Genomic DNA, 23,984 nt, shown 5'->3' with positions numbered 1-23,984 from the left:
TTTCGAGCTCCATAGGTTGGATATGCGATGAGACGTGAACTGGCAATCGAGTTTTCCCGAGTGACGGAAGCGGCAGCACTGGCTGGCTACAAGTGGCTCGGACGTGGTGACAAGAATATCGCCGACGGGGCAGCCGTGGCTGCCATGCGTCACATTCTCAACCAGATCGAGATCGATGGTGAGATTGTGATCGGCGAAGGTGAAATTGATGAAGCGCCGATGCTTTATATCGGCGAGAAGGTCGGTACCGGACACGGAGACGGCGTCGATATCGCGGTCGATCCCATCGAGGGTACCCGCATGACCGCCATGGGCCAGGCCAATGCGCTGGCCGTGCTGGCGGTGGGCGACAAGGGCTCCTTCCTGAAAGCGCCTGACATGTACATGGAAAAGCTGATCGTCGGTCCCAAAGCCAAAGGGGCCATCGACCTGGATCAGGCTCTCGAGCTCAACCTGAAGTCTGTGGCCAAGGCGCTGGGCAAGCCGCTCTCCCGCCTGACCGTCATTACCCTGGCCAAGCCGCGTCATGACAAGGCAATCAAGGAGATGCAGGGTCTGGGCGTGCGGGTGTTCGCCATTCCTGATGGTGACGTTGCCGCCTCCATCCTCACCTGTCTACCGGACAGCGAAGTCGACATGCTGTATGGCATCGGCGGCGCTCCGGAAGGGGTGATCTCCGCTGCGGTGATCCGCGCGCTGGATGGCGACATGCAAGCTCGTCTGGTGCCGCGCCACCGCGTCAAGGGTGACAGCCCGGAAGTGCGTGAGCTGGGCGAGCAGGAAATTGCCCGCTGCGAAGCACTCGGCATCGACGTCAACAAGGTGCTCAAGCTGGAAGACATGGCGAAGAATGACAACGTCATCTTCTCCGCCACCGGCATCACCAAGGGTGACCTGCTGGATGGCATCACCAGCGATGGCGTGATGGCGACCACTGAGACTCTGCTGATCCGTGGTAAATCCCGTACCATCCGCCGTATCAAGTCGATCCATTATCTGGAGCGCAAAGACAGCGTGGTTCGCGACATCATCCTGTGATGATGGCTCTGCCCGCCATGCGGTAGTGAATCAAGCCCGATCGCCTCGCGGTCGGGCTTTTTGCTGCCTTCCCTCTACGTTTGTGGGCTTGCCTGGGCTATGGTGGCAGAGAGTCCGACAGTGCAGGTTGATCCTGTGACAGGAGTGGGTTGTATGGAGTGTCGTTCCAGTTGCGGTGCCTGTTGCATCGCTCCCAGTATCAGCAGTGCCATCCCCGGCATGCCCGATGGCAAACCGGCTGGTGTCCCCTGCATCCAGCTTGATGCGCGCCTTGGCTGCAAGATCTTCGGTCAACCGGAGCGGCCGGCGGTGTGCGGCGGTTTTCGCCCCATGATGGATGTGTGCGGCAGCCATCGCGCCGAGGCTATCTGGCTGATCGGCGAGCTGGAACGGCTCACCACCTGACGAGGGCAGGGCGAAGAGATAAAAAAGAGGCCGCATCATGCGGCCTCTCACGTTTCTGTTCGCCGGGGATCAGATCCCCGCCAGCTCCAGCGCCTGACGGTAGTACTCGTTGGCCTTGTTGGTAAGGCGACGCTTGTCCATCACCTGACCGAGGGCGTGGTAGGCGGCGGCGCTCGGCGCCCGCTCCACCTCCTGCTCCAGCAGCTTCTGGGCATCGTCCAGTTGACCTGCCAGCAGATAAAGCTGGGCCAGTGCGGTGTCCACCTCCGGCTGCCCCTGCTGTTTTTGCAGCAGCGCCAAGAGCGGCTGATAGCTGTCGAGTTTCAGCTTGGGTAGGCGAGCCAGCAGCTGCGGCATCGGCTGTTTGCGCAGCGCCTCCTGCCACAGGGTGGCGGCCTCGCCGTCGGCGCCCAGCTGGCGCAGCAGATCGCCGTAGCAGGCCAGCAGCTCTGGCTCAAGGCGCAGCTTGCGCGGCAGATCCTGCCACACCGCCTTGAGGGTTTCGAGGCTGCTGGCAGCCTGTTGCAGGCGACCACACCAGGCCTGTTGCAGCAGCTCTTCTTCCTGTTTCGGGGTCAGCTTGCCTACCTTGTGCAGTGCCGGGATCAGGTCGCACAGAGCGCTCCAGTCCTGACGGGCCAGATGCACCTGGCGCAGCTGATCCAGCACCATGGGGTGGCGCGGGTTGAGGGCGTAGACCGACTCCAGCATCGCCAGCGCCGTGTCGTACTGGCCCTGCTCGATCTGCAGCTGGGTCTGGGTCAGGGTGAGCGCCAGCTCGGCCTTGGGATTCTCCTCCTGCGCTTTTTGCAGGTATTGATCCCGGCGTGCGTCGTCACCACGGGCCTGTGCCGCCTTGGCGGCGCTCAGGTAGTTGAGCAGCGGGGTGTCGCTGTTGCTGGCCCCCTTGATCATCAGCTTTTCAGCCTGACTGTAGTGCCCTTCGGCCATCGCCAGGGTGGCGGCGACGGTCTGTTGATTGGCCTTGCGGCGGCGGCGCGAGCCGTACCAGCCGAGGGTCTTGCGGCGCAGGCCGAATACCCGACCCAGCAGCCACTCGACGATCAGCAGGGCGCCGTAGAACAGCACGGCCAGGATCACCGCGCTGGTGACGGAAGATTCGATGGTGTAATTGCCCAGGGCAATCAGCACATAGCCCTTGTTACCGGAGGCTTGCGGGCCAAAGATCAGCCCTGCGACCATCACGGCAACCAGAATGATTATACGGATCATGGTGCCCTCCTCAGCTGCTGGCCAGAATGCGTTGCAGGCGTTCGGTCAGCACCTGCTCCAGCATGGCCTGGGTCTTGAACTGGGCCGGATAGTCGATCTGGATCTGCTCACCCTTTAGCTTGTCGATCTCGCCCTGCATGTAGCGGGTGGCGCTGTTGTCGGTGTCGAAATATTGGGTCAGCCAGCGCTGGGCCTTGTCCAAGCTGTCTTCGTAGAGCGCCTGCTGCTCGCGATAGACGGAGAGCTGGGCCTGCAACAGCTTGGTTTTGAGGTTTTCACGCAGGAAGATCTCCTGCTGCGGTGAGAGCAGCGCCTCGACCGCGCCATCGCGGCGACGGATGGTGACGAAGTTCTCGGTGAACTTGACCCAGTTCTTCTTCAGATTGCTCTCCCACTCATCTGGATTGGTGCTGACCGCTTGATCCGGCTCGGCCTTGGCTTCCGGCATGCTGACGGTGGAGAGGGGCAGCAGCTCGATCTGGTCGGACAGTGCCGCCAGCTTGAGGGTCAGTCCCTCGCGGTCGATGCGCGGCATCCCCTTGAGCTTGGCGATATCCTCGGCCAGCGCCTTGCGGATCGGCATCAGGCTGGGGTCGTTGAGGGCGGCGATCCGCTCGTCGGCATTGCCGAGCAATGTGATGGCGGAGACGAGGTCATGCTCCAGCCACAGTTTGCGACCCGCCATCCGAACCAGATACTCGGATTCGGCCAGCATCCAGTCGTTGGGGCGTTTATCGTTGAGATCCAGTACCCGGTTCTGCAGACCCTGCATCTCCCCTTGCAGCCGCTGCTGGGTTTGATCCAGCGCGGCCAGCTGCTCGGCATCCTTGCTGCTGGTCTGGTCGATCTTGCTCAGGGCGCTCGCCAGCTGCTGCTTGAGCTGGGCCAGTTCGGCTTGCTGGGCCACGGCATTCTTGTGACCGTGCAGATAGAGACCGCCGGTCAGGCCAAGGGCCAGCAGGATGGCGACCCCTCCCAGTACGGCACCGGAGCGGCTCTTGCTGCCATTGACCGCAGCGGTCGGCTGGGGTTTGACCTGGGATTCTTGTTGTTCTGTCATTCCATCTTCCTCAGTTCCAGTGCGGCCGTCAGGGCCTGGTTGGATGCACCTTGGGCAATCGTGATATGGATAAAGCCCGCAGCACTGGCCATCTCGGCCACGCGCGGGCTGGGGACCACCAGCAGGCGGTCAAAAAGCCAGGGCCGCTGGTGGTCGGGAACCAGCTCCAGCAGCCGTTGCAGCAGTTCACCACTGGTAATAAGCAGGCTGTCCAGCCCCGCTGCCTGCCAGTGGTGGGTCAATCTGTCCCCGTCTAGCTCGGGGTAGTGGCGTTCATAGGCCGCACAATAGTGCACCAGAGCACCGCGTGAGGCCAGCGTGCTGGCGATGAGATCCCGCCCGCCATTACCGCGCAGGATCAGTACCCGTTTGCCTGCTACCTGCTGCAGGGCGGGCAGGGCCAGCAGCCCTTCGCTGCGCGGGTCATCCGGGCAGCTTGCCGTGATGCCGATGGTGGCAAACGCATCTGCGCTGGCCTGACCCACCGCAAAGTACTCAATATGTGGCCAGGTCTGACCAGTTTGCAACAGAAAATCGTGTGCAAAATGAACGGCATGGATGCTGACGGCGATAACCACGTCGGCACTGCGCAGCAGGTCGGGCAGGAGAGGGAGTTCACTGCCCGCCACGGTTTCCAACAGCGGGCAGCAGAGTGGTGCATGGCCGTGCTGGCGCAGCAACTGCACCAGCTCGGCGGCCTGAATGGCCGGACGCACCACCAGCGGGGTCATGCGCGGTAGACCTCGGCGAGGATCTCGTCGGCACCGGCGGCCAGCAGGCGCTGGGCCAGTTGTTCGCCGAGGGCCTCACCATCGGCCAGCGGACCGCGGATCTCGTCACGGATCACCTGGTTGCCATCGGGACTGCCCACCAGACCGCGCAGCCAGATCTGCTCGCCTTCGACTAGTGCGTAAGCACCGATGGGGACCTGACATCCCCCTTGCAGAGCGCGGTTCATGGCGCGCTCGGTCAGCACCCTGGCGCGGGTCTCGGCGTGCTCCAGCGGCGCCAGCAGAGCGTGCAGCTCAGTATCGTCGAGGCGGCATTCGATGCCGACGGCGCCTTGACCGTTGGCGGGCAGGCTCTGTTCCGGCTCGATAAAAGCGGTGATGCGATGCGCCATCTCCAGTCGTTTCAGACCGGCGGCGGCGAGGATGATGGCGTCGTACTCACCGGCATCCAGCTTGGCGAGGCGAGTGTTGACGTTGCCGCGCAGGTCGCGGATCACCAGATCCGGGCGGGCGGCGCGCAGCTGGCACTGGCGGCGCAGGCTCGAGGTGCCGACCACGGCCCCTTGCGGCAGTTCGGCAATGGTTTTGAAGCGGTTGGAGACAAAGGCGTCGCGGGGATCTTCCCGCTCGCAGATAGTGTGCAGACCGAGCCCCTCGGGGAACTCCACCGGCACGTCTTTCATGGAGTGAACAGCGATATCGGCCCGTCCTTCCAGCATGGCGGTCTCCAGCTCCTTGACGAACAACCCCTTGCCACCGACCTTGGCCAACGGGGTATCGAGGATCTTGTCACCCTGAGTGCTCATGGGTACCAGTTCGACCTGCAACTGTGGGTGCAGGGCTTCGAGCCGGTCTTTGACAAAGTTGGCCTGCCACAGGGCCAGCGGGCTCTTGCGAGTGGCAATTTTCAGGGTTCGGGCTGCCATATCAATCAGTTGTTTCATTTTTAGAAGGAAATCGATATTACCACCCTTTGCCCGGGCTTTCATGGCAGAGCCCGCAAAAGCGGGGGCAAGCTCAAAAATGCATGCTGAAAATGATTTTCATTAAGCAATTGCTATTGATTAATTCATTGAATATATTGAAATTTAATGATTTCCCCTGATACTTGATGTGGTCATACCAGAAATAATCTGGCGTTTAGCTGTAGGCTTGTTTACCACCGCTGTTTGCATTGTTAACATGATCACACTTTTTTGACGTATCCCCCTTTTGGTGCGTCATTTTCACCTAGGTGATAGGCAGGGCATTGCAGGAACACATCGATACGCTGGTTGCGCGTTATGACGACATTACCCGTCTCAAGACGCAACGGGCGTTAGGCCTCATGAGTCGCTATGGGCAGCAGGTATTCCAACTGCTGCCTGTCATGCTGCACTTCAATCACCCCCTGCTGCCCGGTTATGTCTCCGGCGATGTCCCTCATGGCATCTGGAGCTTCAGCGCCACCGCCGAGCAGCAAGCCTTTATCGATGACCTTTGTCGCAATGCCAACTGTCAGAGTGGTCTGGCAACCCATGATCGGGCCATTCAGGGGCTCTATTCCATGGGCAGCACCTCCTCCATCGGCCAGTGCTGTCATTCCGATCTCGATATCTGGGTCTGCCACGTGGCCGGTTTGTCGCAAGAGCGGCTCGCCTTGCTGGAACAGAAGTGCCGGATGCTCTCCAAGTGGGCGGAGCAGCGCGGGGTCGATCTCAATTTCTTCCTGATCCCCGAAGACAAGTTTCGCCAGACCAACGATGCCGAGATGCAGGGAGAGAGCTGTGGCAGCGCCCAGCATCTGCTGCTGCTTGACGAGTTCTACCGCAGTGCCATGCGCATCGCCGGTAAGCGACTCATCTGGTATCTGGTTCCTGTCGAGTGTGATGATCACTACGACGACTATGTGAACGGGTTGTTTGAGAGTGGCAAGCTCAAACAGGATGATTGGCTTGATCTCGGCAGTTTTGACCGTATTCCGGCGGAGGAGTATTTCGGCTCTGCCCTGTGGCAGCTCTACAAGGGGATCGACTCTCCCTATAAGGCGGTGCTCAAGTCTGTGTTGATGGAGGCTTACTCCCACGAGTACCCCAACACCCGTTTGCTCTCGATGATCAGCCGTGACTGGTTTCAGCACAACGAGGGGATGCACTACCGGCTCGACAACTACTGCCTGATGCTGGACAAGGTCACCAACTACCTCAAGTCCATCGGCGATATGGCGCGACTCGATCTGGTGCGCCGCTGCTTCTACCTCAAGGTGTGCGACGGCCTCAGTCATCCCAAGGATGATCACTCCCCCGAGTGGCGCCGCGAGCAGATGAGCCAGCTGGTCTCCTACTGGGGTTGGAGCCAGGACAAGCTGTACCACCTCGATCACCGCCACGAGTGGAAGGTCGAGGAGGTGAAGATCGCCCATGCCGAGTTGCTGGAGGCTCTGATGCAGAGCTACCGCAATCTGATCCAGTTCGCCCGTCGCAACAACATCAGCGAGTCGATCAACCCGGAAGATATCGGCATCCTGTCGCGCAAACTCTATGCCGCATTCGAGAGCCTGCCAGGCAAGGTGCAGAGGGTGAACCTCAAGATCGCACCGGATCTGAGCGAGCCTGATCTCAGCTTCGTGCAGGTGCCGCACGGTCGCCTCAACCGTGCCGGCTGGTATCTCTACAAACATTCGCTGGAGCCGGTGGACATCATTGGCCGGGCGCCGCTCGAGTTCAACGGTTACATCAGCAAGCTGGTCTCCTGGGCCTACTTCAACGATCTGCTGACCCCCCAGTCGCGGGTGCACCTGTTCAATCAGGGCTCGGATCTGCACATCGACAATCTGCACCAGTTCTGTCGCGATCTCTCCGGCTGCTTCCCCGAGAAGTACCCGCTTGCCACCAACCTGGCCCTCAGCCGCCCGTGCGAGATCCGCCAGCTCTCCATCTTCCTCAATCTGGAGATGGACCCGACCAGCCATTGGGTCGGTCAGGTGATCGAGTTCGACGCCAACACCGTGGATGTTTTCTCGTTCGGTCGCAATCAGGAGTGTCTGGTTGGCTCGGTGGATCTGGTCTACCGCAACTCCTGGAGCGAGATCCGCACCCTGCACTTCCAGGGGGATGAAGCTGTGGTCGATGCCCTCACCACCATCCTAGGCAAGATGCATCAGGATGCCGCTGCCCCCGAGATGATCGAGGTGTTCTGCTATAGCCAGCACTTCCGTTCTCTGGTGCGCTCCCGCTTCCAGACCCTGGTGGCGGAGTGTATCAATCTGCGCCTGGCCCGCGACAAGCAGCAGCTGGTCAAGACCATGGCGCTCGGCCGTGAAAAGTACGGCATCTTCTTCGAGCGGCGCGGGGTGTCGGTGAAGAAGCTGGAAAACGCCATCGATTTTTACCGCCACATCTCCCACAACAAGCTGGATCATCTGCCGCTGCGGCTCGACAAGACCCACAGCCAGCATCTGCCGAGCATCGTCGATGCCTACGCCAGCGAAGGGCTGGTGCAGTTCTTCTTCGATACCCGTGATGCGGGCACCAACATCTATATCCTCGATGAGGCGAACCGGGTGGAGATCTACCAGCACTTTGCCGGCAACAAGGATGAGCTGGTGGCGGGGGTCAACCGCTTCTATACCTCCAATCACGAGCGGTTCAGCGATGATGGGCAGTTCATCAACTTCAACCTGCCCCAGTACTACGAGATAGTACAGGTGAATGGCGAGCTGGATGTGATCCCCTATCGCAGTCAGGGCACCCTGCGCGAACAGGTGCCGCCCGCTCGAGAAGTGGGCTGACCCGTCAGTTGGAATCGCTATAAAAAACGGCCTGCAGATGCAGGCCGTTTGCTTTACCGGAAGGGCTCACGCGCCGAGGCGGGCCAGCAGCCAGCTGCGAATGTCGCCGAGCTGCGGACGGCAGATCTCGTGGCGCATCGGGTACTCGTGCCACTCGGGGGCGAGCCCGGCAGCTTCAAGCCGGTTCTTGGCATCCCAACCGAGCGACGGGCTCACCACATCGTCGTAGATGCCGTGCATGTAGCAGATGGGCAGGGTGCGAGCAGCCTCGCTCATCTCGCCGAGCAGCTTGTCGGGGGAAGCCAGATAGGTGGACATGCAGAGCAGGCCCGCCAGCGTTGCCTGATAGCGCAGCGCGGTGAAGGAGGCAATCACTCCGCCCTGAGAGAAACCTGCCAGCACGATGCGCTCGGGGGCAAACCCGTCGGCCACCAGCTGATCGAGCAATGTGGCAATTTGGTCGGCTGATTCCCGCACATGGGATTCCACGGCCCGCTCGTCGGGATCCTCGAAGCTCCTGATGTCGTACCAGCCCCGCATCTTGTAGCCCATATTGATGGTGATGGGGCGCTCCGGCGCATCCGGCAGCAGGTGACGCACCGGTAGCTCGGCGGGCAGGTCCAGCGCGTCCACCAGCGGGGCGAGACCTGCACCGGAATCACCCAGCCCGTGCAGCCAGATCACCGCGTGGCGGGCGCCCTGCGGGTGCAGGTCGATCATGGGAACACCACCTCTTCGCCAGCCTGGGCGGTGCAGGATTTACTCAGCAGCGCCTTGAGCTCGTGGCCGAAACGGTTGTCGATCCAGGTGTCACCCTGCAGTTCGAAGTGGAAGCCGTTCTCGCGGGTGGCGACCCAAATCTGGTGCAGTGGTTCCTGCTTGTTGATGATGACCTTGGTCTTGTTCTCGAAAGAGAGGGTCAATACGCCGCCGTTGCGTTCGCAGTCGATATCCGGATACCCCTCGTCGAGGGTGTCTTCCACATATTGGAAAAAGGCGTCGGTCAGGGCGTGATACTCGTGATCCTTCATCGGTTTATCCTGTTGCTTTTAACAATGTGAGTGCGATTATAGAGGGCCAAAAATTTTTTCGCAGCGAACCATTATGATCACCCAGTTCACCAAGTGTCTGCTTGCCACTCTTCTGTCCCTCGGGTTGGCCGCGTGCGGTCTGAAGGGGCCGCTCTATATGCCGCCCCCCGAGCAGCCACAGAGCCAGAGTACACCGCAAGCAGCACTGCCTGCGACCTCCGAGGCTGCCACCGAGGCCACGCCGCACTAATGCCGCACCCATTCTAGGAAGGAACCGCCCCCTTGGATCACTTTAACTACGACGCCGACGGCCAGCTTCAGGCCGAGCAAACCTCGCTGCAACAGCTCGCCGAGCAGTACGGTACCCCGCTTTACGTCTACTCCCGGGCGACTCTCGAGCGCCACTGGCACGCCTTCGACAAGGCCGCTGGCGACATTCCCCATCTGATCTGCTATGCGGTGAAGGCCAACTCCAACCTGGCGCTGCTCAACCTGCTGGCCCGTCTGGGCTCGGGGTTTGACATCGTCTCCGGTGGCGAGCTGTCGCGGGTACTGGCGGCGGGCGGTGATCCGCGCAAAGTGGTCTTCTCCGGGGTGGCCAAGAGTGAGGCCGAGATGCGCCTCGCGCTGGAAAAAGAGATCCTCTGTTTCAATCTGGAGTCGGAAGCAGAGCTGGAGCGCCTCAATCGGGTTGCGGGCAGCATGGGCAAGAAGGCTCGCGTCTCGGTTCGGGTCAATCCGGATATCGATGCCGGTACTCACCCCTATATCTCCACTGGCCTCAAGCAGAACAAGTTCGGCATTCCCATCGAGCTGGCACCTGCCATCTATCGCAAGGCGGCCGCGATGGCGAACATCGAGATCGTCGGGGTGGATTGCCATATCGGCTCGCAACTCACTGAATTGAATCCCTTTATGGAAGCGGCTGACAAGCTGCTGCGGCTGATCGACGGTCTGGCTGCAGAAGGCATTCATATCCATCATCTGGACGTGGGGGGCGGCCTTGGGGTCAACTACGGTTCCGAGCAGCCACCCCATCCGACCGAGTATGCCGAAGCGCTGAAGCAGAAGCTGGCGGGCCGGGATCTGACCCTGCTGTTCGAGCCGGGCCGCGCCATCGTCGCCAATGCCGGCGTGCTGCTGACCCGGGTCGAGTACCTGAAGCCGGGCGAAACCCGCAACTTCGCGCTGATCGATGCCGGCATGAACGACATGCTGCGCCCCTCGCTCTACGGCGCCTGGATGAACATCATCGAGGTGGATAGCCGCGCCGGTCATGCTCCCGCGATCTATGACGTGGTGGGCCCGGTGTGCGAGACCGGCGACTTCCTTGGCAAGGAGCGCACCCTGGCCATTGCCGAGGGTTCCCTGCTGGCAGTGCGTTCGGCCGGTGCCTACGGCTTTACCATGTCATCCAACTACAACACCCGTCCGCGGGCGGCCGAAGTGCTGGTGGATGGTGCAGAGGCGCACCTGATCCGTGAGCGGGAGCAGTTGGCCGATCTCTGGCGCGGTGAGCACCTGCTGCCCTGATGCAGTAGATAGAGACGACAGAATTTTACAGCCCTGACAGTACAGGAATGCACGATGTGGATAGATTGTTCCAGGATGCATGGGGCTGTGGACAACGACTTCATAGTGGTTGACGGTGAGTTTTTACAGCCCTAACAGCACAGGAATGCACGATGTTGATAGATTTTTCCAAGATGCATGGCTTGGGCAACGACTTCATGGTGGTGGATGGCGTCACCCAGAAGGTATTTTTCAGCAATGACGTCATCAAGAAGCTGGCAGATCGCCACTTCGGGATCGGCTTTGACCAGCTGCTGCTGGTGGAGCCGCCCTATGACCCTGAACTCGACTTTCACTACCGCATTTTCAATGCCGATGGCAGTGAGGTGGAGCAGTGCGGCAACGGCGCCCGCTGTTTTGCCCGTTTCGTGCGTCTCAAGGGGCTGATCAACCGGGATCGCATCGCGGTCAGTACCGCCCGGGGTCGCATCGTGTTGCAGCTGGAGGGGGAGAATCAGGTCACGGTCAACATGGGAGTGCCCCAGTTCGAGCCGGGCAAGATCCCGTTTCGGGCCCAGAAGGCAGAGAAGACCTATCTGCTGCGGGCGCAGGAACATACCGTGATGTGCGGTGCCGTCTCCATGGGCAACCCCCACTGCGTCATCGAGGTACCGTCGGTGGCCGATGCGCCGGTGGCGACACTGGGGCCCATCATGGAGCGTCACGAGCGTTTTCCCGAGCGGGTCAACGTCGGCTTCATGGAGATGGTCAACGCCACCGAGATCAAGCTGCGGGTGTTCGAGCGTGGGGTGGGGGAGACGCTCGCCTGCGGTACCGGCGCCTGTGCGGCGGCGGTGATTGGCATCAGTCAGGGCAAGCTCAAGGAGCGGGTCACCGTCAGTCTGCCGGGCGGCAAGCTGACCATCGCCTGGAAGGGGCCGGGCCAGCCGGTCTATATGACAGGCCCCGCCGAGCATGTGTTTGACGGCCAGATAGAGGTTTAGCCGATAAAGGTTCAGGTGCGGGGGGCGTTGGCCCCCTTTGCCCATGATGTCGGGGCAGCGAGCCCCATTTCTCTGATGGATCAACCAATTTATGAGCGAACTCAAACGGCAGGAGCAATCGGTGGATGAAGCCACTGTGCTGGAGTACCTGGCCCGTTATCCCGAGTTTTTCCAACGCCATGCCGCCGTGCTGGACCGGATCCGCATTCCCCATGAACGCAAAGGGTCGGTCTCGCTGGTCGAGCGCCAGCTGGAGCGTCAGCGCGAGCGGATCGAACAGCTGGAGCAGGAGATCACCGAATTGATGGGGATCGCCAGCGAGAACGAGCGGATCTTCCGGGTCTATGCCGATCTCTACGGCGAGCTGTACGGTTGCCAGACCCTGTTCGAGGTGAGTGCCGTGATGGGCAAGGCCTTTGTCCAGCGGCTGCGCCTGACCGGGTTGCGGCTCTGGCTCAATCCCAAGAAGTTTGCCCTGAGCGGGCCCGAGCAGCGCTTTCTGGCACAGGGCAAGCAGCTCGAATCCCTGCTGGGTCAGCGTCTGCCGGGGCAGGATTACTACTTTGGCCGCCTGAGCCAGAGCGAGAAGCAGGCGCTGTTTGGCCACGATGTGCTGGTCAACTCGGTGGCCCTGATGCGGCTCGGCGATCTCGGTGTGCTGGCCTTCGCCAGCTCGGATCCCGGCCACTTTACTCCCCACAACGACACCCTGCTGCTGGGCCAACTGGGGCGCCTGCTGCAACTGCGTCTGCCCGAATTGACTCATGGCTAGAACACCGGCCAGGGCGCCAGCCAAAGCACCCGTCGTCGCACCGCCACTGCCTGCAGCACTGGCGGACGAGCTGGCGGCCTTTATCGAATACCTGAGGGTCGAGCGTCAGCTCAGCCCTCATACCCGCAATAACTATCAAGCCCATCTGGAGGCGATGACCGCCGAGCTGGTGGCTCTGGGGCTCACTGACTGGGGTCGGCTCGAGGCGAGTCAGGTGCGCACTCTGGTGACCCGGATGCACAAGGGGGGACTTGCTCCTCGTTCCCTTTCCACCAAGGTCTCGGCCCTGCGCAGCTTTTGCGACTGGCAGGTGCGGCAGGGGCGGCTGACCGCCAATCCGGCCCGTGGCATCGTCACCCCCAAACAGGGGCGGCCGCTGCCGAAAAACCTCGATGTGGACGAGATGCACCAGCTGCTCAACATCACCGACGAGCAGGATCCGCTGGCGGTGCGGGATCGCGCCATCATGGAGCTGATGTACTCTTCAGGGCTGCGTCTGGCCGAGCTGGTGGGGATCAATCTGGTGGATCTGAAGCTCGACGACCGCCAGCTTAAGGTGATCGGCAAGGGCTCGCGGGAGCGGGTGCTGCCCATCGGCCGGATGGCGGTCGAGTGGCTGCAGAAGTGGCTCAAGGTGCGCCCGCTGCTGGCCGGGGACGAGAGCGAGGCGCTGTTTGTCTCCAGCCGCAAGCAGCGGCTGTCGGCCCGCTCGGTGCAGGCCCGCCTTGATGGCTGGGGCAACAAGCAGGCGCTCAACGCCCACGTCCATCCCCACAAGCTGCGCCACAGCTTCGCCACCCATATGCTGGAGTCCTCCGGCGATCTGCGGGCGGTGCAGGAGCTGCTGGGACATGCCGACCTCTCTACCACCCAGATCTATACCCACCTCGACTTCCAGCATCTGGCCAAGGTTTACGACAGCGCCCACCCCAGGGCCAAGCGTGACCCGGATGCGCAGGACGATGAATAACGGGCCCTGAGCCCCGTTGCAGAGGAGAGTCCATGCACTTCTATCGCCGCTGGCAGCCGGTTGCTGCCATCTCGTTTGACCTCGATGACACCCTCTATGACAACGGCCCCGCCATCGTGCGCGCCGAGCAGTGGATGCTGAACCATCTGCGCAGCGAATATCTTGCCACCGCCATGCTCGACAAGCCGCGCTGGCTGGAGCTAAAACGCGCTGTGCTGATGGCACGGCCCGAGCTGCGCCACGATGTCAGCCTGGCGCGCCAGCAGACCATCCGTACCGCCATGGTGGAGGGGGGGATGGCCGACCAGCAGGCCAGTCGTGAGGCGGAGCAGGTGTTTGCTGCGTTTCTGGCAGAGCGCTCGAAGATCGAGGTGAGCGAGTCCACTCATCAGCTGCTGGTCAGACTGGCCGAACGCTATCCGCTGGTGGTCATAACTAACGGCAATCTGGATCTGGCTCAGGCAGGGCTGGATCGCTACTTCACGCTGGTCTGCAAGGCGGGGGCGGGCGCCAGGATGAAACCGGCGCCGGATATGTTTGAGCAGACCCGCAGTGTCCTCAAGCTGCCAGCAGAGCGGATCCTCCATGTGGGGGATCATCCCGAGACCGATGTACTGGGTGCCCGTCTGCATGGCTTTCGCGCCGCCTGGTTCAACGAACGGCAGCAACCGTGGCAACAGCTGCAACTGTTGCCGGACGTGGAGCTGACAGCACTGGAGGAACTGGCCGAACTGCTGCTCTGATGGCGCTGGCGGGTGGCCCGGCTCAGGCGGTAATGGCTGTCAGCGAATAGCGATATATGGCAAGGGGTTACGACCGCTATTTGCGGCAAATCAGCCCGAGCAGGGTGTAGCGGTCGCGCTGGTTGACGCGGCAGTAACTGATGCCGACGGGCAGCGCCTGCTGCAGAGTGATGGCGCTGTTCTGATAGCGGCAGACCAGATAGAGCGGGCGCAGGCTGCTATCGAGCTGGCTCCAGTAGTGGAGCTCGTCGCTGTCGCCATTATCCGGTTTGAGTTGGGCCAGCTCGGCAGGATCTCCGTCGAACAGGGCCAGATTATCGAGCCGGTGGCTGAGGGTTTCGTCCGGTTTGCCATCGTCATTGCGGGTGAACGCCTGCCAGCCCTGCTGCGGGGTCAGCAGCTGCTGGCGAGTCTCGATGGTGGTGGGACAATCAAATTGCAGGCTGGCGGCAAGGGCCAGGGTGGTCAGTAACATGGCTGCGGTTCTCTCTTCATGTCCTCAATACGATGCCATGCTACGTCATCTTCCGCCGAACAGCTTCATCAGTTTATCAAGCAGATCAAGCTGTTGTGGTGGTTGCTTCATGGCTTCCGCCTCCCGCTCCAGCAGCGCCCGCTGCTCCTGCTGGCGGTCGCTCAGCACCCGGTAGAGGGGCTCGACCAGCGACTCGCGCTGCATCACCAACTCCTGAAACATTGCCTGATTGATGCGATAGGTTTCGACGGTGGCCACCGCCCGCACCGTGAAGGAGCTGGGCTCGCCGGTGAGCAGGCTCAGTTCGCCAAAAAAGTCTCCCGCGTTGAGCGTACCGAGTTTCAGCTCTCGCCCTTCGACATTGACCACCATCTCGGCCTCCCCTTTGACCAGCACGAACAGCCAGCTGGAGACATCCCCCTGCTCCAGCATGATGTCGCCGCTGACGAAGGGGGCGAACTTCACCTGATCGGCCAGCTGGAGCAGCTCGTTCTCCTGCAACATGGCAAACAGCGGCAGCTTGCGCAGGGTATCGGTTCGTTCGGCGGTGTGGCGCTTGTGGCGGGCATCCAGATGCTGCTTCTCCTTGGCCATAAAGACGTTGAAGATCGGCGGGGTGAGGCGGCGATCGTTGCGGCGCAGGGCGGCATCGATCAGGCTGCGCACCATGGAGTCGGTCGGATCGTCGCGAGCCAGATCGGTCAACCAGTAGCGCACTGCATAGCGGGCGATGCCACCTTCGACGTTCATCAGCAAGCAGTCCGGTTGCGGGTGCTTGGCGACACAGGGCAGTTTGGTCTCCCGCAGGGATTTCTCGATCAGCGCGATGATCTGGGTCGGCAGGGTATCCAGGGTCAGATCGAACCAGACCCAGCGCCGCCACTGCAAGGGTTCGCCACGGCGGCGCCCGAGCACGGTGAAGCGCTGTTTAAGCAGGTGGCTGTTGGGGATGACGACAGTCTCCCAGTTGCGGGTCTCGATGGTGGTGGCACGCCAGTTGATCTCCACCACCCGGCCCTGGGTGGTGTCGACTTGCAGCCAGTCACCGATGGCGATGGAGTTGTCGAGCTGAATGGAGACCCCGGCCAGCAGGTTGCCCAGGGTGTCCTGCATGGCGAAGGCGATGACCGCGGTGATCACCGCCGAGGTGGTGACTATCTCCCCGAGCGCCATGCCGGAGGCGTAGAGGCGAAACAGACCCCAGCCGATATAGCCGATGGTGATGACGATATCGGCGATGATCCGCGGGATCCGCACATGGCAGAGGGGGAGCAGAAACTCGAACAGCAGGATCCCCCATATCTTGACCAGTATCAGGCCAGCCAGCAGGGTGGAGATCTCGATCAGCAATTGATGGGGCAGCGGCAGTTTGAACCAGCCCCCTTCCAGCTGGATCAGCAGGATCACCACCGCGCTTATCATCACGAAACTGAGCTCGGAGAGCAGCTCCCGTCGCTGTCCCGGACGGCGCCAGAAGTGGATCAGCATCAGGGAGAGGGTGAGCAGGGTCCAGAACGGGTGTTCGCCAATCCAGATCAGCGTCGGTAGCGCGGTGAGGTTTTCGCCAGCCATAGCAGCACCTTATTGTGGTTTTATTTCCAGCATAGCTGCTGCGGTGCGGGGAAATGGTGCGTTGGGGCGGCAATTTATTTATCCTGTGCAGAACCGGGCAAAGGAGTGCGATTGAGTGAAATTTTCAAAGAAAATCATCTGTTTGATGGCCCTGTTGCCATTGGCGGGCTGCGACCTGCTGGCCGAGAAGTATCGGGTCGAATTCCGGGATGGCTCCTGGCGTGAAATAGCCATTACCCCCTTCTCCAGCGAGGCGCGCTGGCGCGAGGGGTGTGCCACCGGCGAGGTGCTGAGCGACATGAAGGTGCCCATCAAGCGGGGTGACACGGTTAATGGCCGCGAGCAGTTGCTGATTGGCGGCGAGAAGTTCGAGCTGGATGACAACAACCTCTACCGCAGCAACGGCATGGTGTTTGGCCATTCGCCTGATCATATCCAGCGCGGGCTCAAGGGGATGGATATCTGCCGCACCTTGCGCCCCGAGCGGGGCGGACTGCCCAAGCTCAAGGCGCGCGGGTTTGGCGACTGAATCGATGAGGGGTTAACTCGCTGCCATCAATGCACTGCGTTGGCGGCAGGCATCGCCAAAGGCTTGAAAGATCTTGATGGAGTGGGGGTTTTCATTGGCCTTCCACTCCGGATGCCACTGCACTGCCAGCAAAAAGGGTGACAGTGCGGGGGCATGAAGTGCCTCGATCAGCCCATCTTCTGCATGGGCCAACGGCTCCAGACCCTTCCCCAACCGGTTGATGCCCTGTCCATGCAGGGAGTTGACCGGTATCTGTTCAGCCCCCATCAGTTCGGCAAACCAGCTGCCTGGCAGCAGCTCAATCTGATGGCTTGGCCCATACTGTTCGTCGACCGGGTCGTCGGCATCTTCCCGATGATCGTCATAACCCGGTTCGGTGTAGACCTTCTGGTGGATATCGCCACCCAGTGCCACGTTGATCTCCTGCATGCCGCGACAGATCCCGAGGATCGGCAAGCCACGGGCGAGCGCTCCCTTGATGAGGGGCAGATCGAACAGGTCGCGATCCCTGTCCTGCTGTTTCTCCGGGGTGAGGTTCTCCTGCCCGTAAAGCGCCGGATCGATGTTGGAGCCGGCGCCGCTCAGATAGATGCCGTCAGCCAGATCCAGATATTGCTCCAGATCGGCGGTGCCGCAGCAGGTGGGTACCAGCAGCGGGACGCAGCCGCTGATCTCTACCAGCGGCATGATGTATTTGTGGGTCATTACCTGATAGGCGTGGCCGTTACGGGGCTGGGTCCCCATGGTCATCAGCACGACGGGTTTACGGCTGGTGGCGAGTACGGAATTTGGCATAGGACACCCTGATTATCCCTGGCGTTAAAGTCTCATCCTGCACCTTGGGCAGACCCTTGCACATCGGCTGGGCAAGGGCATGCCTCAAGGCATGGTCATGGGATCCCGCGTCGTACCGGGTGGCAGAATCGTCAGTCATCTTGGGCAGCGACAGCCTGGATCCTCTCCCCAGTCTGCCAAGGCCGTTCAATATGTCAAACAAAATGATGCTGAATTGTTAACGATTTTGTTTGTGATGATTCTTGAGTGGCGATTTTACTGGAGAAACTGGATAGAGATGTACAGCAGGAGCACCATGGTGGTGGATATATTAAACGCGCAGGGTGGTGGAGGTGGGAAGGCGTAAATGCATCAAGATAAACACGCCTCCGCGAGGGGAGGCGTGCTTCGGGGATCACAACAGGTCTTCGATCTCGCCGCGCAGATACTGGTATATCTCGCGATAGGCAACCGGCGGCTTGTTCAGCTCCCGCTCCTTGTTGGCGTTGCGGATCAGCTGGCGCAGCTTCTGGCGATCCAGCTCGTGGAACTGGGACATCAGCTCGTTGAGGGCGCTGTCACCTTCGGTGATCAGGCGTTCGCGCCACTGCTCCAGGCGGTGCAGACGGGCATTCACGGTGGAGTGACGGTTCTTGATGATGGAGAGCGCTTCGGCAATCGGCTCGATATCGCGGCTGCGCATCAGGCGGCCGATGAACTGCAGATGGCGACGGAAGGACTCATCCTTCTTCGGCTTGAGCTTGCGACCCAGCTCGACAGCTTCTGCAAGCTCTTCATCCAACGGGATTTTTTCCAGCTCGCTGTGGCTGAGGGAGACGATCTCTTCCCCCATTTTCTGCAATGCTTCGGCATCGCGCTTGAGCTGGCTCTTGCTGGGGCCCCAGTCTTCGAACTCGTTGTCGTCTTGATATTGACTCATCGGTCTCTTGATTCCTGTCATTCACGTTTGGTGGATATGTTACCAGCTTCTCCCGCTGGGCGCAGGGGTCTGATATGCTTACCCCCCCTTTCCTTCTTTCATACAGATGTGAGTTATGGATCAGCAAGACCAAATCCGCCAGGATCAAGCCCATCTCGAGGCCGTGGTTGCCGAAGCCCTGGAGATAGCCAAAGGACTGGGCGCCTCGCTGGCCGAAGTCTCCATCAGCAAGCAGACCGGGTTGTCGGTGAACACCCGGGGTTGTGAACTGGAAAGCATTGAATTCAATAAGGATGGCGCCCTCGGCATCGCCGTCTATCGCGATGGTTGCAAGGGATCTTCCTCGACCACCGATCTGAGCAAACCCGCCATTCGTGCCGCCGTTGAAGCGGCCATCGAGATTGCCCGCCACACCTCGGCGGATGATTGCGCCGGTCTGGCGGACGCCGAGCTGCTGGCCTGGGATGCCCCCGACCTGCAACTGTGTCACCAAATCGAGCTGGATCCCCAGCGCGGCATCGATCTGGCCATCGAGTGCGAACGACTCGCTCTGGGTCGCGATGTCCGTATCAAGCACTCCGACGGTGCCGGTTTCTCCAGCCATCTCGGCATCAAGGTCTATGGTAACAGCCACGGCTTCGTCAAAGGCTACGCGGCGTCGCGTAACTCCCTTAGCTGCGTGCTGATCGGCGAGCAGGATGGCGACATGCAGCGGGATTACGGCTACTCCTCCAGCCGTTCCCTCGACGGGCTCTGGAGCGCGCAGCGCATCGCCGACGAGGCGGTGGAGCGTACCGTCTCCCGTCTCGGCGCCCGCAAGATTTCTACCCGCCATGCCCCTGTGCTGTTCCACCCCGATACTGCCTCCGGCCTGTGGGGCCATCTGGTGATGGCCATCAGCGGTGGCAACCTCTATCGCAAGTCGAGCTTCCTGCTCGACAAATTGGGCAAGCAGATCCTGCCAGAGTGGCTCACCATTCAGGAGTTCCCCCACCTGCTGGGCGGGCTCGCCAGTACCCCGTTCGATGGCGAAGGGGTGCGTACCCGCGACATGGATATCATCCGTAACGGCGAGCTGATGAGCTGGCTGCTTACCTCCTACTCTGCGCGCAAGCTGGGGCTGACCACTACGGGTCATGCCGGTGGCATCCACAACTGGCAGGTCTCCAATACCGGCCAGGATTTTCAGGGCATGCTGAAAGAGATGGGTACCGGTCTGCTGGTGACCGAGCTGATGGGGCAGGGGGTCAATATCGTCAATGGCGACTACTCCCGCGGCGCTGCCGGTTTCTGGGTCGAGAATGGCGAAATAGCCTATCCGGTCGAGGAGATCACCATCGCCGGCAATCTGGCCGAGATGTTCAGTCATATCGTGGCGGTGGGCCGTGACGAGGATGAGCGCTCCAGTCTCAAGACCGGCTCGGTGCTGGTAGAGAATATGAAGCTGGCGGGTCACTGATCGCCGCTGCAGCGAGATCGATATCCATAAAAAGAGGGCCGCAATCGTGGCCCTCTGTCTTATTTGCCTGGCGGATTAACCAGCCTTGACGCTGCGGCGACGCTGCAGCCAGACGATCACCCCGAACAGCAGGAAGCCCGGGATCCACATCCACTCCTTGGTCCAGCGCTCGGTCGGCGCCTTGACGGTGAGGATCTCCTGATCGAACTCCAGCCCCATGGTGGCGGCCGGGCTACCAAAGGCGACGTTGTCGATCAGCGTCTTGCCATCCTGCTCATAGAGGCTCAGCCCCAGATTGGCCAGCCGCTCTTCGCCATTTGCCCCATCCGGTACGGCGACCAGCAGGGTGAACTTGCGTGGCTTGCCCACTGCATCTTCACCGAGGATCCGCAGCCGCAGGGTGCTCTCTGCTTCCACTTCACCCATGGTTTGGGCCAGCTGTGCAGGCGGGGTCTCGCGATAGGGGTCGTGCACCATGTCCATCCAGAAACCCGGGCGGAACAGGGTAAAGGCGACCAGCAACAGCAGCACGCTCTCGTACCAGCGGCTCTTCACCAGGAACCACCCCTGAGTGGCGGCGGCGAAGATCAGCATGGCGATGGTCGCCACGATGAAGATCAGCACGCCGTGGGCGAAGTCCACGTCGATCAGCAGCAGATCGGTGTTGAAGATAAACAGGAACGGCAGCGCTGCGGTACGCAGGCTGTAGTAGAAGGCGGTGATCCCGGTCTTGATGGGATCGCCCTTGGAGACAGCGGCTGCCGCGAAGGAGGCCAGCCCCACCGGTGGCGTCACATCCGCCATGATGCCGAAGTAGAAGACGAACAGGTGCACCGCGATCAGCGGCACGATCAGCCCGTTTTGCTGCCCCAGCGTCACTACCACCGGTGCCAGCAGGCTGGAGACGACGATGTAGTTGGCAGTGGTGGGCAGCCCCATGCCGAGGATCAGGCTCAGCAGTGCGGTGAGCAGCAGCATCAGCAGCAGGTTGCCCATGGAGAGGAACTCCACCAGATCCGCCAGCACCAGACCAACCCCGGTCTGGGAGACCGCACCCACGATAATCCCCGCGGTGGCGGTGGCAATGCCGATACCGATCATGTTGCGGGCACCGGCGACCAGCCCTTCCCGTAGATCCACCACGCCGTCAGCGACGGTGCCGTAGTCGTGCTTGCCGTCCTTGCGCAGCCAGTTGAGCAGCGGGCGCTGGGTCAGCAGGATGATCACCAGCATCACGGTACCCCAGAAGGCCGACAGCCCCGGCGAGAGGCGCTCCACCATCAGGCACCATACCAGTACCACCACCGGCAGCAGGAAGTGCAGGCCGGAGAGCAGCACGGCGCGGGTGTTGGGCAACTCGGTGAGCGGCTTGTCGGGATCTTCGGCAGGCAGCGGTTCATTGCTGGCGGCGATCTTCAACAGAGCCACATAGGTGGCAGCCAGCAGTACCGAGATCCCCGGCAGTGCGTAGTCACCCAGTGCAGGCTTGAGCCAGCCGAGGCCATAGTAGACCGCCAGTGACAGGCCGCTGATGAGGGCCGCGCCAAAGGCAAAGCCGGTCAGGCGGCGCAGCCAGGGCTTGGGTTGATGGTTGCCGATGGGCTGCATGCCCAGTTTCAGCGCCTCCAGATGGACGATGTAGAGCAGCGCTATATAGGAGATGGCGGCAGGCAGGAAGGCGTGCTTGATGATCTCCACATAGGGGATACCCACGTATTCGACCATCAGGAAAGCCGCAGCCCCCATCACTGGTGGCATGATCTGGCCGTTGACCGAGGAGGCCACTTCGACCGCCCCCGCTTTCTCTGAACTGAAGCCCACCTTCTTCATCATCGGGATGGTGAAGGTGCCGGTGGTCACCACGTTGGCAATCGACGAGCCGGAAATCAGACCGGTCAGGCCGGAGGCGACCACTGCTGCCTTGGCCGGGCCGCCGCGCAGGTGACCGAGCAGGCTGAAGGCGAGCTGGATAAAGTAGTGACCGGCACCGGCACGCTCCAGCAGGGCGCCAAACAGCACGAACAGGAACACGAAGCTGGTGGAGACGCCAAGGGCGATGCCGAACACCCCTTCGGTGGTGATCCACTGGTGGTTGGCCAGCGCGGTGAAACCTACCCCGCGATGTGCCAGCAGTCCCGGCATCCAGGGGCCCGCCAGGCTGTAGATCAGAAAGACGATGGCGATGACCGCCAGTGCCGGCCCCAGGGCGCGGCGCGCCGCTTCCAGCAGCAGCGGAATGCCGATGCAGGCGGTCACCAGATCGGCGGTGGTGAGGGTGCCGGGGCGCAGCGCCAGCGCTTCATACATCACGAACAGGTAAGACGCGGCGCCAGCGGCGATCAGACCGAGGGCGATATCACCGAGGGGAACTCGATCCCGCGGCGAGGAGCGAAACGCCGGGAACACCAGAAAAGCGAGCAACAGGGCAAAGGTGAGGTGAATGGAGCGGGTTTCGGTGTCATTGAGTACGCCAAACCCCACCATGAAGGGGAGTGGCGAGGCGATCCAGAGCTGGAACAGGGACCAGGCCAGCGCCAGAGCTGTGATGAGCCAGCCCATGATGCCCAGCGGCAGGCGAGCGCCCACATCCTGGGCGATCAGTTCCTCGGTAGAGAGTTGTTTATCTTGCATAGGGTTAACTTGTGCCAACGAGTACAACAAGAGCGACACCCGCCCCCGCAATCAGGCGGCAGACGGGTGTCGAAGAGAGTGACAAAGGCCCCGGGGCCTTCAATCAGAGCCAGCCGCGCTCTTTGTAGTAGCGGGCAGCCCCTTCATGCAGCGGTGCAGAGAGACCCACCTTGATCATGTCGGCCTCTTTCAGGTCGGCAAAGGCAGGGTGCAGGCGCTTGAAGCGATCCAAGTTGTCGAACACCGACTTGACCAGCTGATAGACCACTTCCGGATCGGTTTTGGCGCTGGTGGAGAGCACCGCTTTGCCACCGATGGAGGGGGTCGGCTTGTCGCTGCCCTTGTAGATGCCGCCCGGGATCTCGGCCTTGCTGTAGTAGCTCTTCTCAGCCAGCAGCTTGTCGATGTCGGCGCCAGTCACAGGTACCAGAACTGCATCTGTGGTGGTGGAGGCTTCCTGAATGGCGCCGTTCGGGTGACCCACGAAGTAGCTCATGGCATCGATGTTGTTGTCACCGAGGGCGGAGGCTTGTTCGGCCGGTTTCAGCTCGGAGACCAGACCGAAGTCACCCTTCTTCCAGCCTTTGACCGCCATGATCTCTTCCATGGTGTCACGCTGGCCGGAGCCCGGGTTGCCGATGTTGACGCGCTTGCCCTTCAGATCGTCGAAGCTGGCGATCTTGGCATCGCGGCGAGCCAGGATGGTGAACACCTCGCTCTGCAGGGAGAAGACGGCGCGCATGTCGTCCATGGCCCCTTCGGCCTGGAACGGTGGCAGTCCCTTCATCGCCTTGAACTGGTGGTCGGATTGCATGATGCCGAAGTTGAATTCACCGCTGCGGATGCCGTTGACGTTGGCAACACCACCGCCACTTGCCGGGGCGTTGCACTTGATCTGGTGATCGGCGGCGCCGCGATTGAGGAAGCGGCAGATGGACTGGCCAGCGACATAGTAGACGCCGGTCTGACCGCCGGTGCCTATGGTCACGAAGCGCTCCTGCGCTTGTACCGGACCACCGAATGAAACACCGACCAGAGCCGCCGACAGGGCGCATGCCAAAGTTAATCCTTTCATTTTTTCTCCCTTTTCTTTGATTTTGTTTATCCGATCCCCGGATAAATTGATGGCAATCCCGTTCTGCGCCGGGCTTGCCCGCTCTTCTCGTTGCGCGAAAGCGGGGGAGTTAATAACCCCCTTTCCGGCAGTCACCCTCATCCTGTGGTGAGGCTACCGACCTCCTGTCGGTCGAAGATAAATTGGCCCCTGAGGGGCCAAATAAAAAGTTGCAAGCACTCCGATTAAGCACATTCACCCAACATAAATCAAACGAAATGG

23 protein-coding genes are annotated in these 23,984 nt (G+C 61.2%); 11 read left to right on the top strand and 12 right to left on the bottom strand.

All coding sequences use genetic code 11. From position 1 onward, the window contains the following. The first annotated feature begins 27 nt into the window (after window positions 1-27). Both glpX and G5154_RS09100 read left to right on the top strand, forming a co-directional pair. Entirely contained in the window at window positions 28-1,038 is a 1,011-nt protein-coding gene (gene glpX / locus G5154_RS09105; RefSeq protein ID WP_005342808.1) for a class II fructose-bisphosphatase, read from the top strand. Window positions 1,039-1,191: 153 nt separating this feature from the next. Next, on the top strand, window positions 1,192-1,443 hold the full coding sequence (locus tag G5154_RS09100) for a YkgJ family cysteine cluster protein (RefSeq protein WP_421205642.1): 252 nt from the start codon (window positions 1,192-1,194) through the stop codon (window positions 1,441-1,443). A gap of 69 nt (window positions 1,444-1,512) precedes the next feature. On the opposite strand, the gene G5154_RS09095 is transcribed toward G5154_RS09100, so the two are convergent. The 4 genes from G5154_RS09095 to hemC are packed head-to-tail and all read right to left on the bottom strand — an operon-like array spanning window position 1,513 to window position 5,393. Then, entirely contained in the window at window positions 1,513-2,676 is a 1,164-nt protein-coding gene (locus tag G5154_RS09095) for a heme biosynthesis HemY N-terminal domain-containing protein (RefSeq protein ID WP_337073091.1), read from the bottom strand. A 10-nt stretch (window positions 2,677-2,686) separates the two neighbouring features. Then, window positions 2,687-3,736, bottom strand: a complete 1,050-nt coding sequence (locus tag G5154_RS09090; protein ID WP_005336380.1) for a uroporphyrinogen-III C-methyltransferase — start codon at window positions 3,734-3,736, stop codon at window positions 2,687-2,689. Next, window positions 3,733-4,467, bottom strand: a complete 735-nt coding sequence (locus G5154_RS09085) for a uroporphyrinogen-III synthase (RefSeq protein ID WP_421205640.1) — start codon at window positions 4,465-4,467, stop codon at window positions 3,733-3,735. The genes G5154_RS09090 and G5154_RS09085 overlap by 4 nt, the downstream gene beginning before the upstream one ends. Then, complete coding sequence (gene hemC / locus G5154_RS09080; RefSeq protein ID WP_216980241.1) at window positions 4,464-5,393, bottom strand: hydroxymethylbilane synthase; 930 nt, start codon at window positions 5,391-5,393, stop codon at window positions 4,464-4,466. Before hemC ends, G5154_RS09085 begins: the two co-directional genes overlap by 4 nt. Window positions 5,394-5,716: 323 nt before the next feature. Between hemC and G5154_RS09075 the strand changes: the two genes are divergently transcribed. Then, window positions 5,717-8,236 (top strand): class I adenylate cyclase, encoded by a 2,520-nt coding sequence (locus G5154_RS09075; RefSeq protein ID WP_421250853.1) that lies wholly within the window; start codon window positions 5,717-5,719, stop codon window positions 8,234-8,236. Window positions 8,237-8,302: 66 nt separating this feature from the next. On the opposite strand, the gene G5154_RS09070 is transcribed toward G5154_RS09075, so the two are convergent. Further along, window positions 8,303-8,956, bottom strand: coding sequence for an alpha/beta hydrolase (locus G5154_RS09070; protein ID WP_421250852.1), 654 nt, complete (start codon window positions 8,954-8,956; stop codon window positions 8,303-8,305). Next, window positions 8,953-9,267 carry an iron donor protein CyaY gene (gene cyaY, locus G5154_RS09065; protein WP_216979650.1) on the bottom strand — a complete coding sequence of 105 codons (315 nt, stop codon included), beginning with the start codon at window positions 9,265-9,267 and terminating at the stop codon, window positions 8,953-8,955. The genes G5154_RS09070 and cyaY overlap by 4 nt, the downstream gene beginning before the upstream one ends. Before the next feature lie 73 nt (window positions 9,268-9,340). On the opposite strand from cyaY, the gene lptM reads away from it, so the two are divergent. The 6 genes from lptM to G5154_RS09035 all read left to right on the top strand — a co-directional run bounded on the left by lptM (window position 9,341) and on the right by G5154_RS09035 (window position 14,268). After that, on the top strand, window positions 9,341-9,517 hold the full coding sequence (gene lptM / locus G5154_RS09060; protein ID WP_421250851.1) for an LPS translocon maturation chaperone LptM: 177 nt from the start codon (window positions 9,341-9,343) through the stop codon (window positions 9,515-9,517). Between the two features lie 32 nt (window positions 9,518-9,549). Continuing rightward, window positions 9,550-10,800 (top strand): diaminopimelate decarboxylase, encoded by a 1,251-nt coding sequence (gene lysA / locus G5154_RS09055; protein ID WP_421250850.1) that lies wholly within the window; start codon window positions 9,550-9,552, stop codon window positions 10,798-10,800. Window positions 10,801-10,952: 152 nt separating this feature from the next. Then, window positions 10,953-11,783 carry a diaminopimelate epimerase gene (dapF, locus tag G5154_RS09050; protein ID WP_421244876.1) on the top strand — a complete coding sequence of 277 codons (831 nt, stop codon included), beginning with the start codon at window positions 10,953-10,955 and terminating at the stop codon, window positions 11,781-11,783. Window positions 11,784-11,874: 91 nt separating this feature from the next. Continuing rightward, complete coding sequence (locus G5154_RS09045) at window positions 11,875-12,555, top strand: DUF484 family protein (RefSeq protein WP_005336370.1); 681 nt, start codon at window positions 11,875-11,877, stop codon at window positions 12,553-12,555. Beyond that, window positions 12,548-13,525 (top strand): tyrosine recombinase XerC, encoded by a 978-nt coding sequence (xerC, locus tag G5154_RS09040; RefSeq protein ID WP_040068803.1) that lies wholly within the window; start codon window positions 12,548-12,550, stop codon window positions 13,523-13,525. The genes G5154_RS09045 and xerC overlap by 8 nt, the downstream gene beginning before the upstream one ends. Window positions 13,526-13,557: 32 nt before the next feature. Then, window positions 13,558-14,268 (top strand): HAD-IA family hydrolase, encoded by a 711-nt coding sequence (locus tag G5154_RS09035; RefSeq protein ID WP_268011551.1) that lies wholly within the window; start codon window positions 13,558-13,560, stop codon window positions 14,266-14,268. A 76-nt stretch (window positions 14,269-14,344) separates the two neighbouring features. Here G5154_RS09035 and G5154_RS09030 read toward each other — a convergent pair whose 3' ends face one another. Together G5154_RS09030 and G5154_RS09025 are read right to left on the bottom strand one after the other, a co-directional pair. Further along, the gene (locus G5154_RS09030) at window positions 14,345-14,743 is read right to left on the bottom strand and encodes an STY0301 family protein (RefSeq protein WP_421250848.1); all 399 of its coding nucleotides are present in this window, start codon (window positions 14,741-14,743) and stop codon (window positions 14,345-14,347) included. A 45-nt stretch (window positions 14,744-14,788) separates the two neighbouring features. Further along, the gene (locus tag G5154_RS09025; protein WP_021231830.1) at window positions 14,789-16,315 is read right to left on the bottom strand and encodes a cyclic nucleotide-binding domain-containing protein; all 1,527 of its coding nucleotides are present in this window, start codon (window positions 16,313-16,315) and stop codon (window positions 14,789-14,791) included. A 145-nt stretch (window positions 16,316-16,460) separates the two neighbouring features. Here G5154_RS09025 and G5154_RS09020 point away from each other — a divergent pair, with 145 nt between their 5' ends. Then, on the top strand, window positions 16,461-16,844 hold the full coding sequence (locus tag G5154_RS09020) for a hypothetical protein (RefSeq protein WP_040069030.1): 384 nt from the start codon (window positions 16,461-16,463) through the stop codon (window positions 16,842-16,844). 12 nt (window positions 16,845-16,856) lie between these two features. On the opposite strand, the gene G5154_RS09015 is transcribed toward G5154_RS09020, so the two are convergent. Together G5154_RS09015 and yjgA are read right to left on the bottom strand one after the other, a co-directional pair. After that, window positions 16,857-17,639 carry a gamma-glutamyl-gamma-aminobutyrate hydrolase family protein gene (locus tag G5154_RS09015; RefSeq protein ID WP_421250847.1) on the bottom strand — a complete coding sequence of 261 codons (783 nt, stop codon included), beginning with the start codon at window positions 17,637-17,639 and terminating at the stop codon, window positions 16,857-16,859. A gap of 394 nt (window positions 17,640-18,033) precedes the next feature. Next, window positions 18,034-18,558 carry a ribosome biogenesis factor YjgA gene (yjgA, locus tag G5154_RS09010; protein ID WP_421250846.1) on the bottom strand — a complete coding sequence of 175 codons (525 nt, stop codon included), beginning with the start codon at window positions 18,556-18,558 and terminating at the stop codon, window positions 18,034-18,036. Window positions 18,559-18,673: 115 nt separating this feature from the next. Here yjgA and pmbA point away from each other — a divergent pair, with 115 nt between their 5' ends. Further along, window positions 18,674-20,017 (top strand): metalloprotease PmbA, encoded by a 1,344-nt coding sequence (pmbA, locus tag G5154_RS09005; protein WP_421250845.1) that lies wholly within the window; start codon window positions 18,674-18,676, stop codon window positions 20,015-20,017. Window positions 20,018-20,092: 75 nt separating this feature from the next. On the opposite strand, the gene G5154_RS09000 is transcribed toward pmbA, so the two are convergent. Continuing rightward, a complete protein-coding gene (locus G5154_RS09000) occupies window positions 20,093-22,648 on the bottom strand; it encodes a TRAP transporter permease (protein WP_019444684.1) in 2,556 nt (851 codons plus the stop codon). Between the two features lie 103 nt (window positions 22,649-22,751). Continuing rightward, window positions 22,752-23,723, bottom strand: coding sequence for a TAXI family TRAP transporter solute-binding subunit (locus G5154_RS08995; protein WP_005339950.1), 972 nt, complete (start codon window positions 23,721-23,723; stop codon window positions 22,752-22,754). Window positions 23,724-23,984 lie beyond the last annotated feature (261 nt).

The sequence above is a fragment of the Aeromonas sp. 600527 genome (assembly GCF_049175415.1).
GTDB lineage: Bacteria > Pseudomonadota > Gammaproteobacteria > Enterobacterales > Aeromonadaceae > Aeromonas > Aeromonas veronii_A.
The sequence above is the reverse complement of the archived record's forward strand: the minus strand, read 5'-3'. Positions and strand labels throughout refer to the sequence as shown.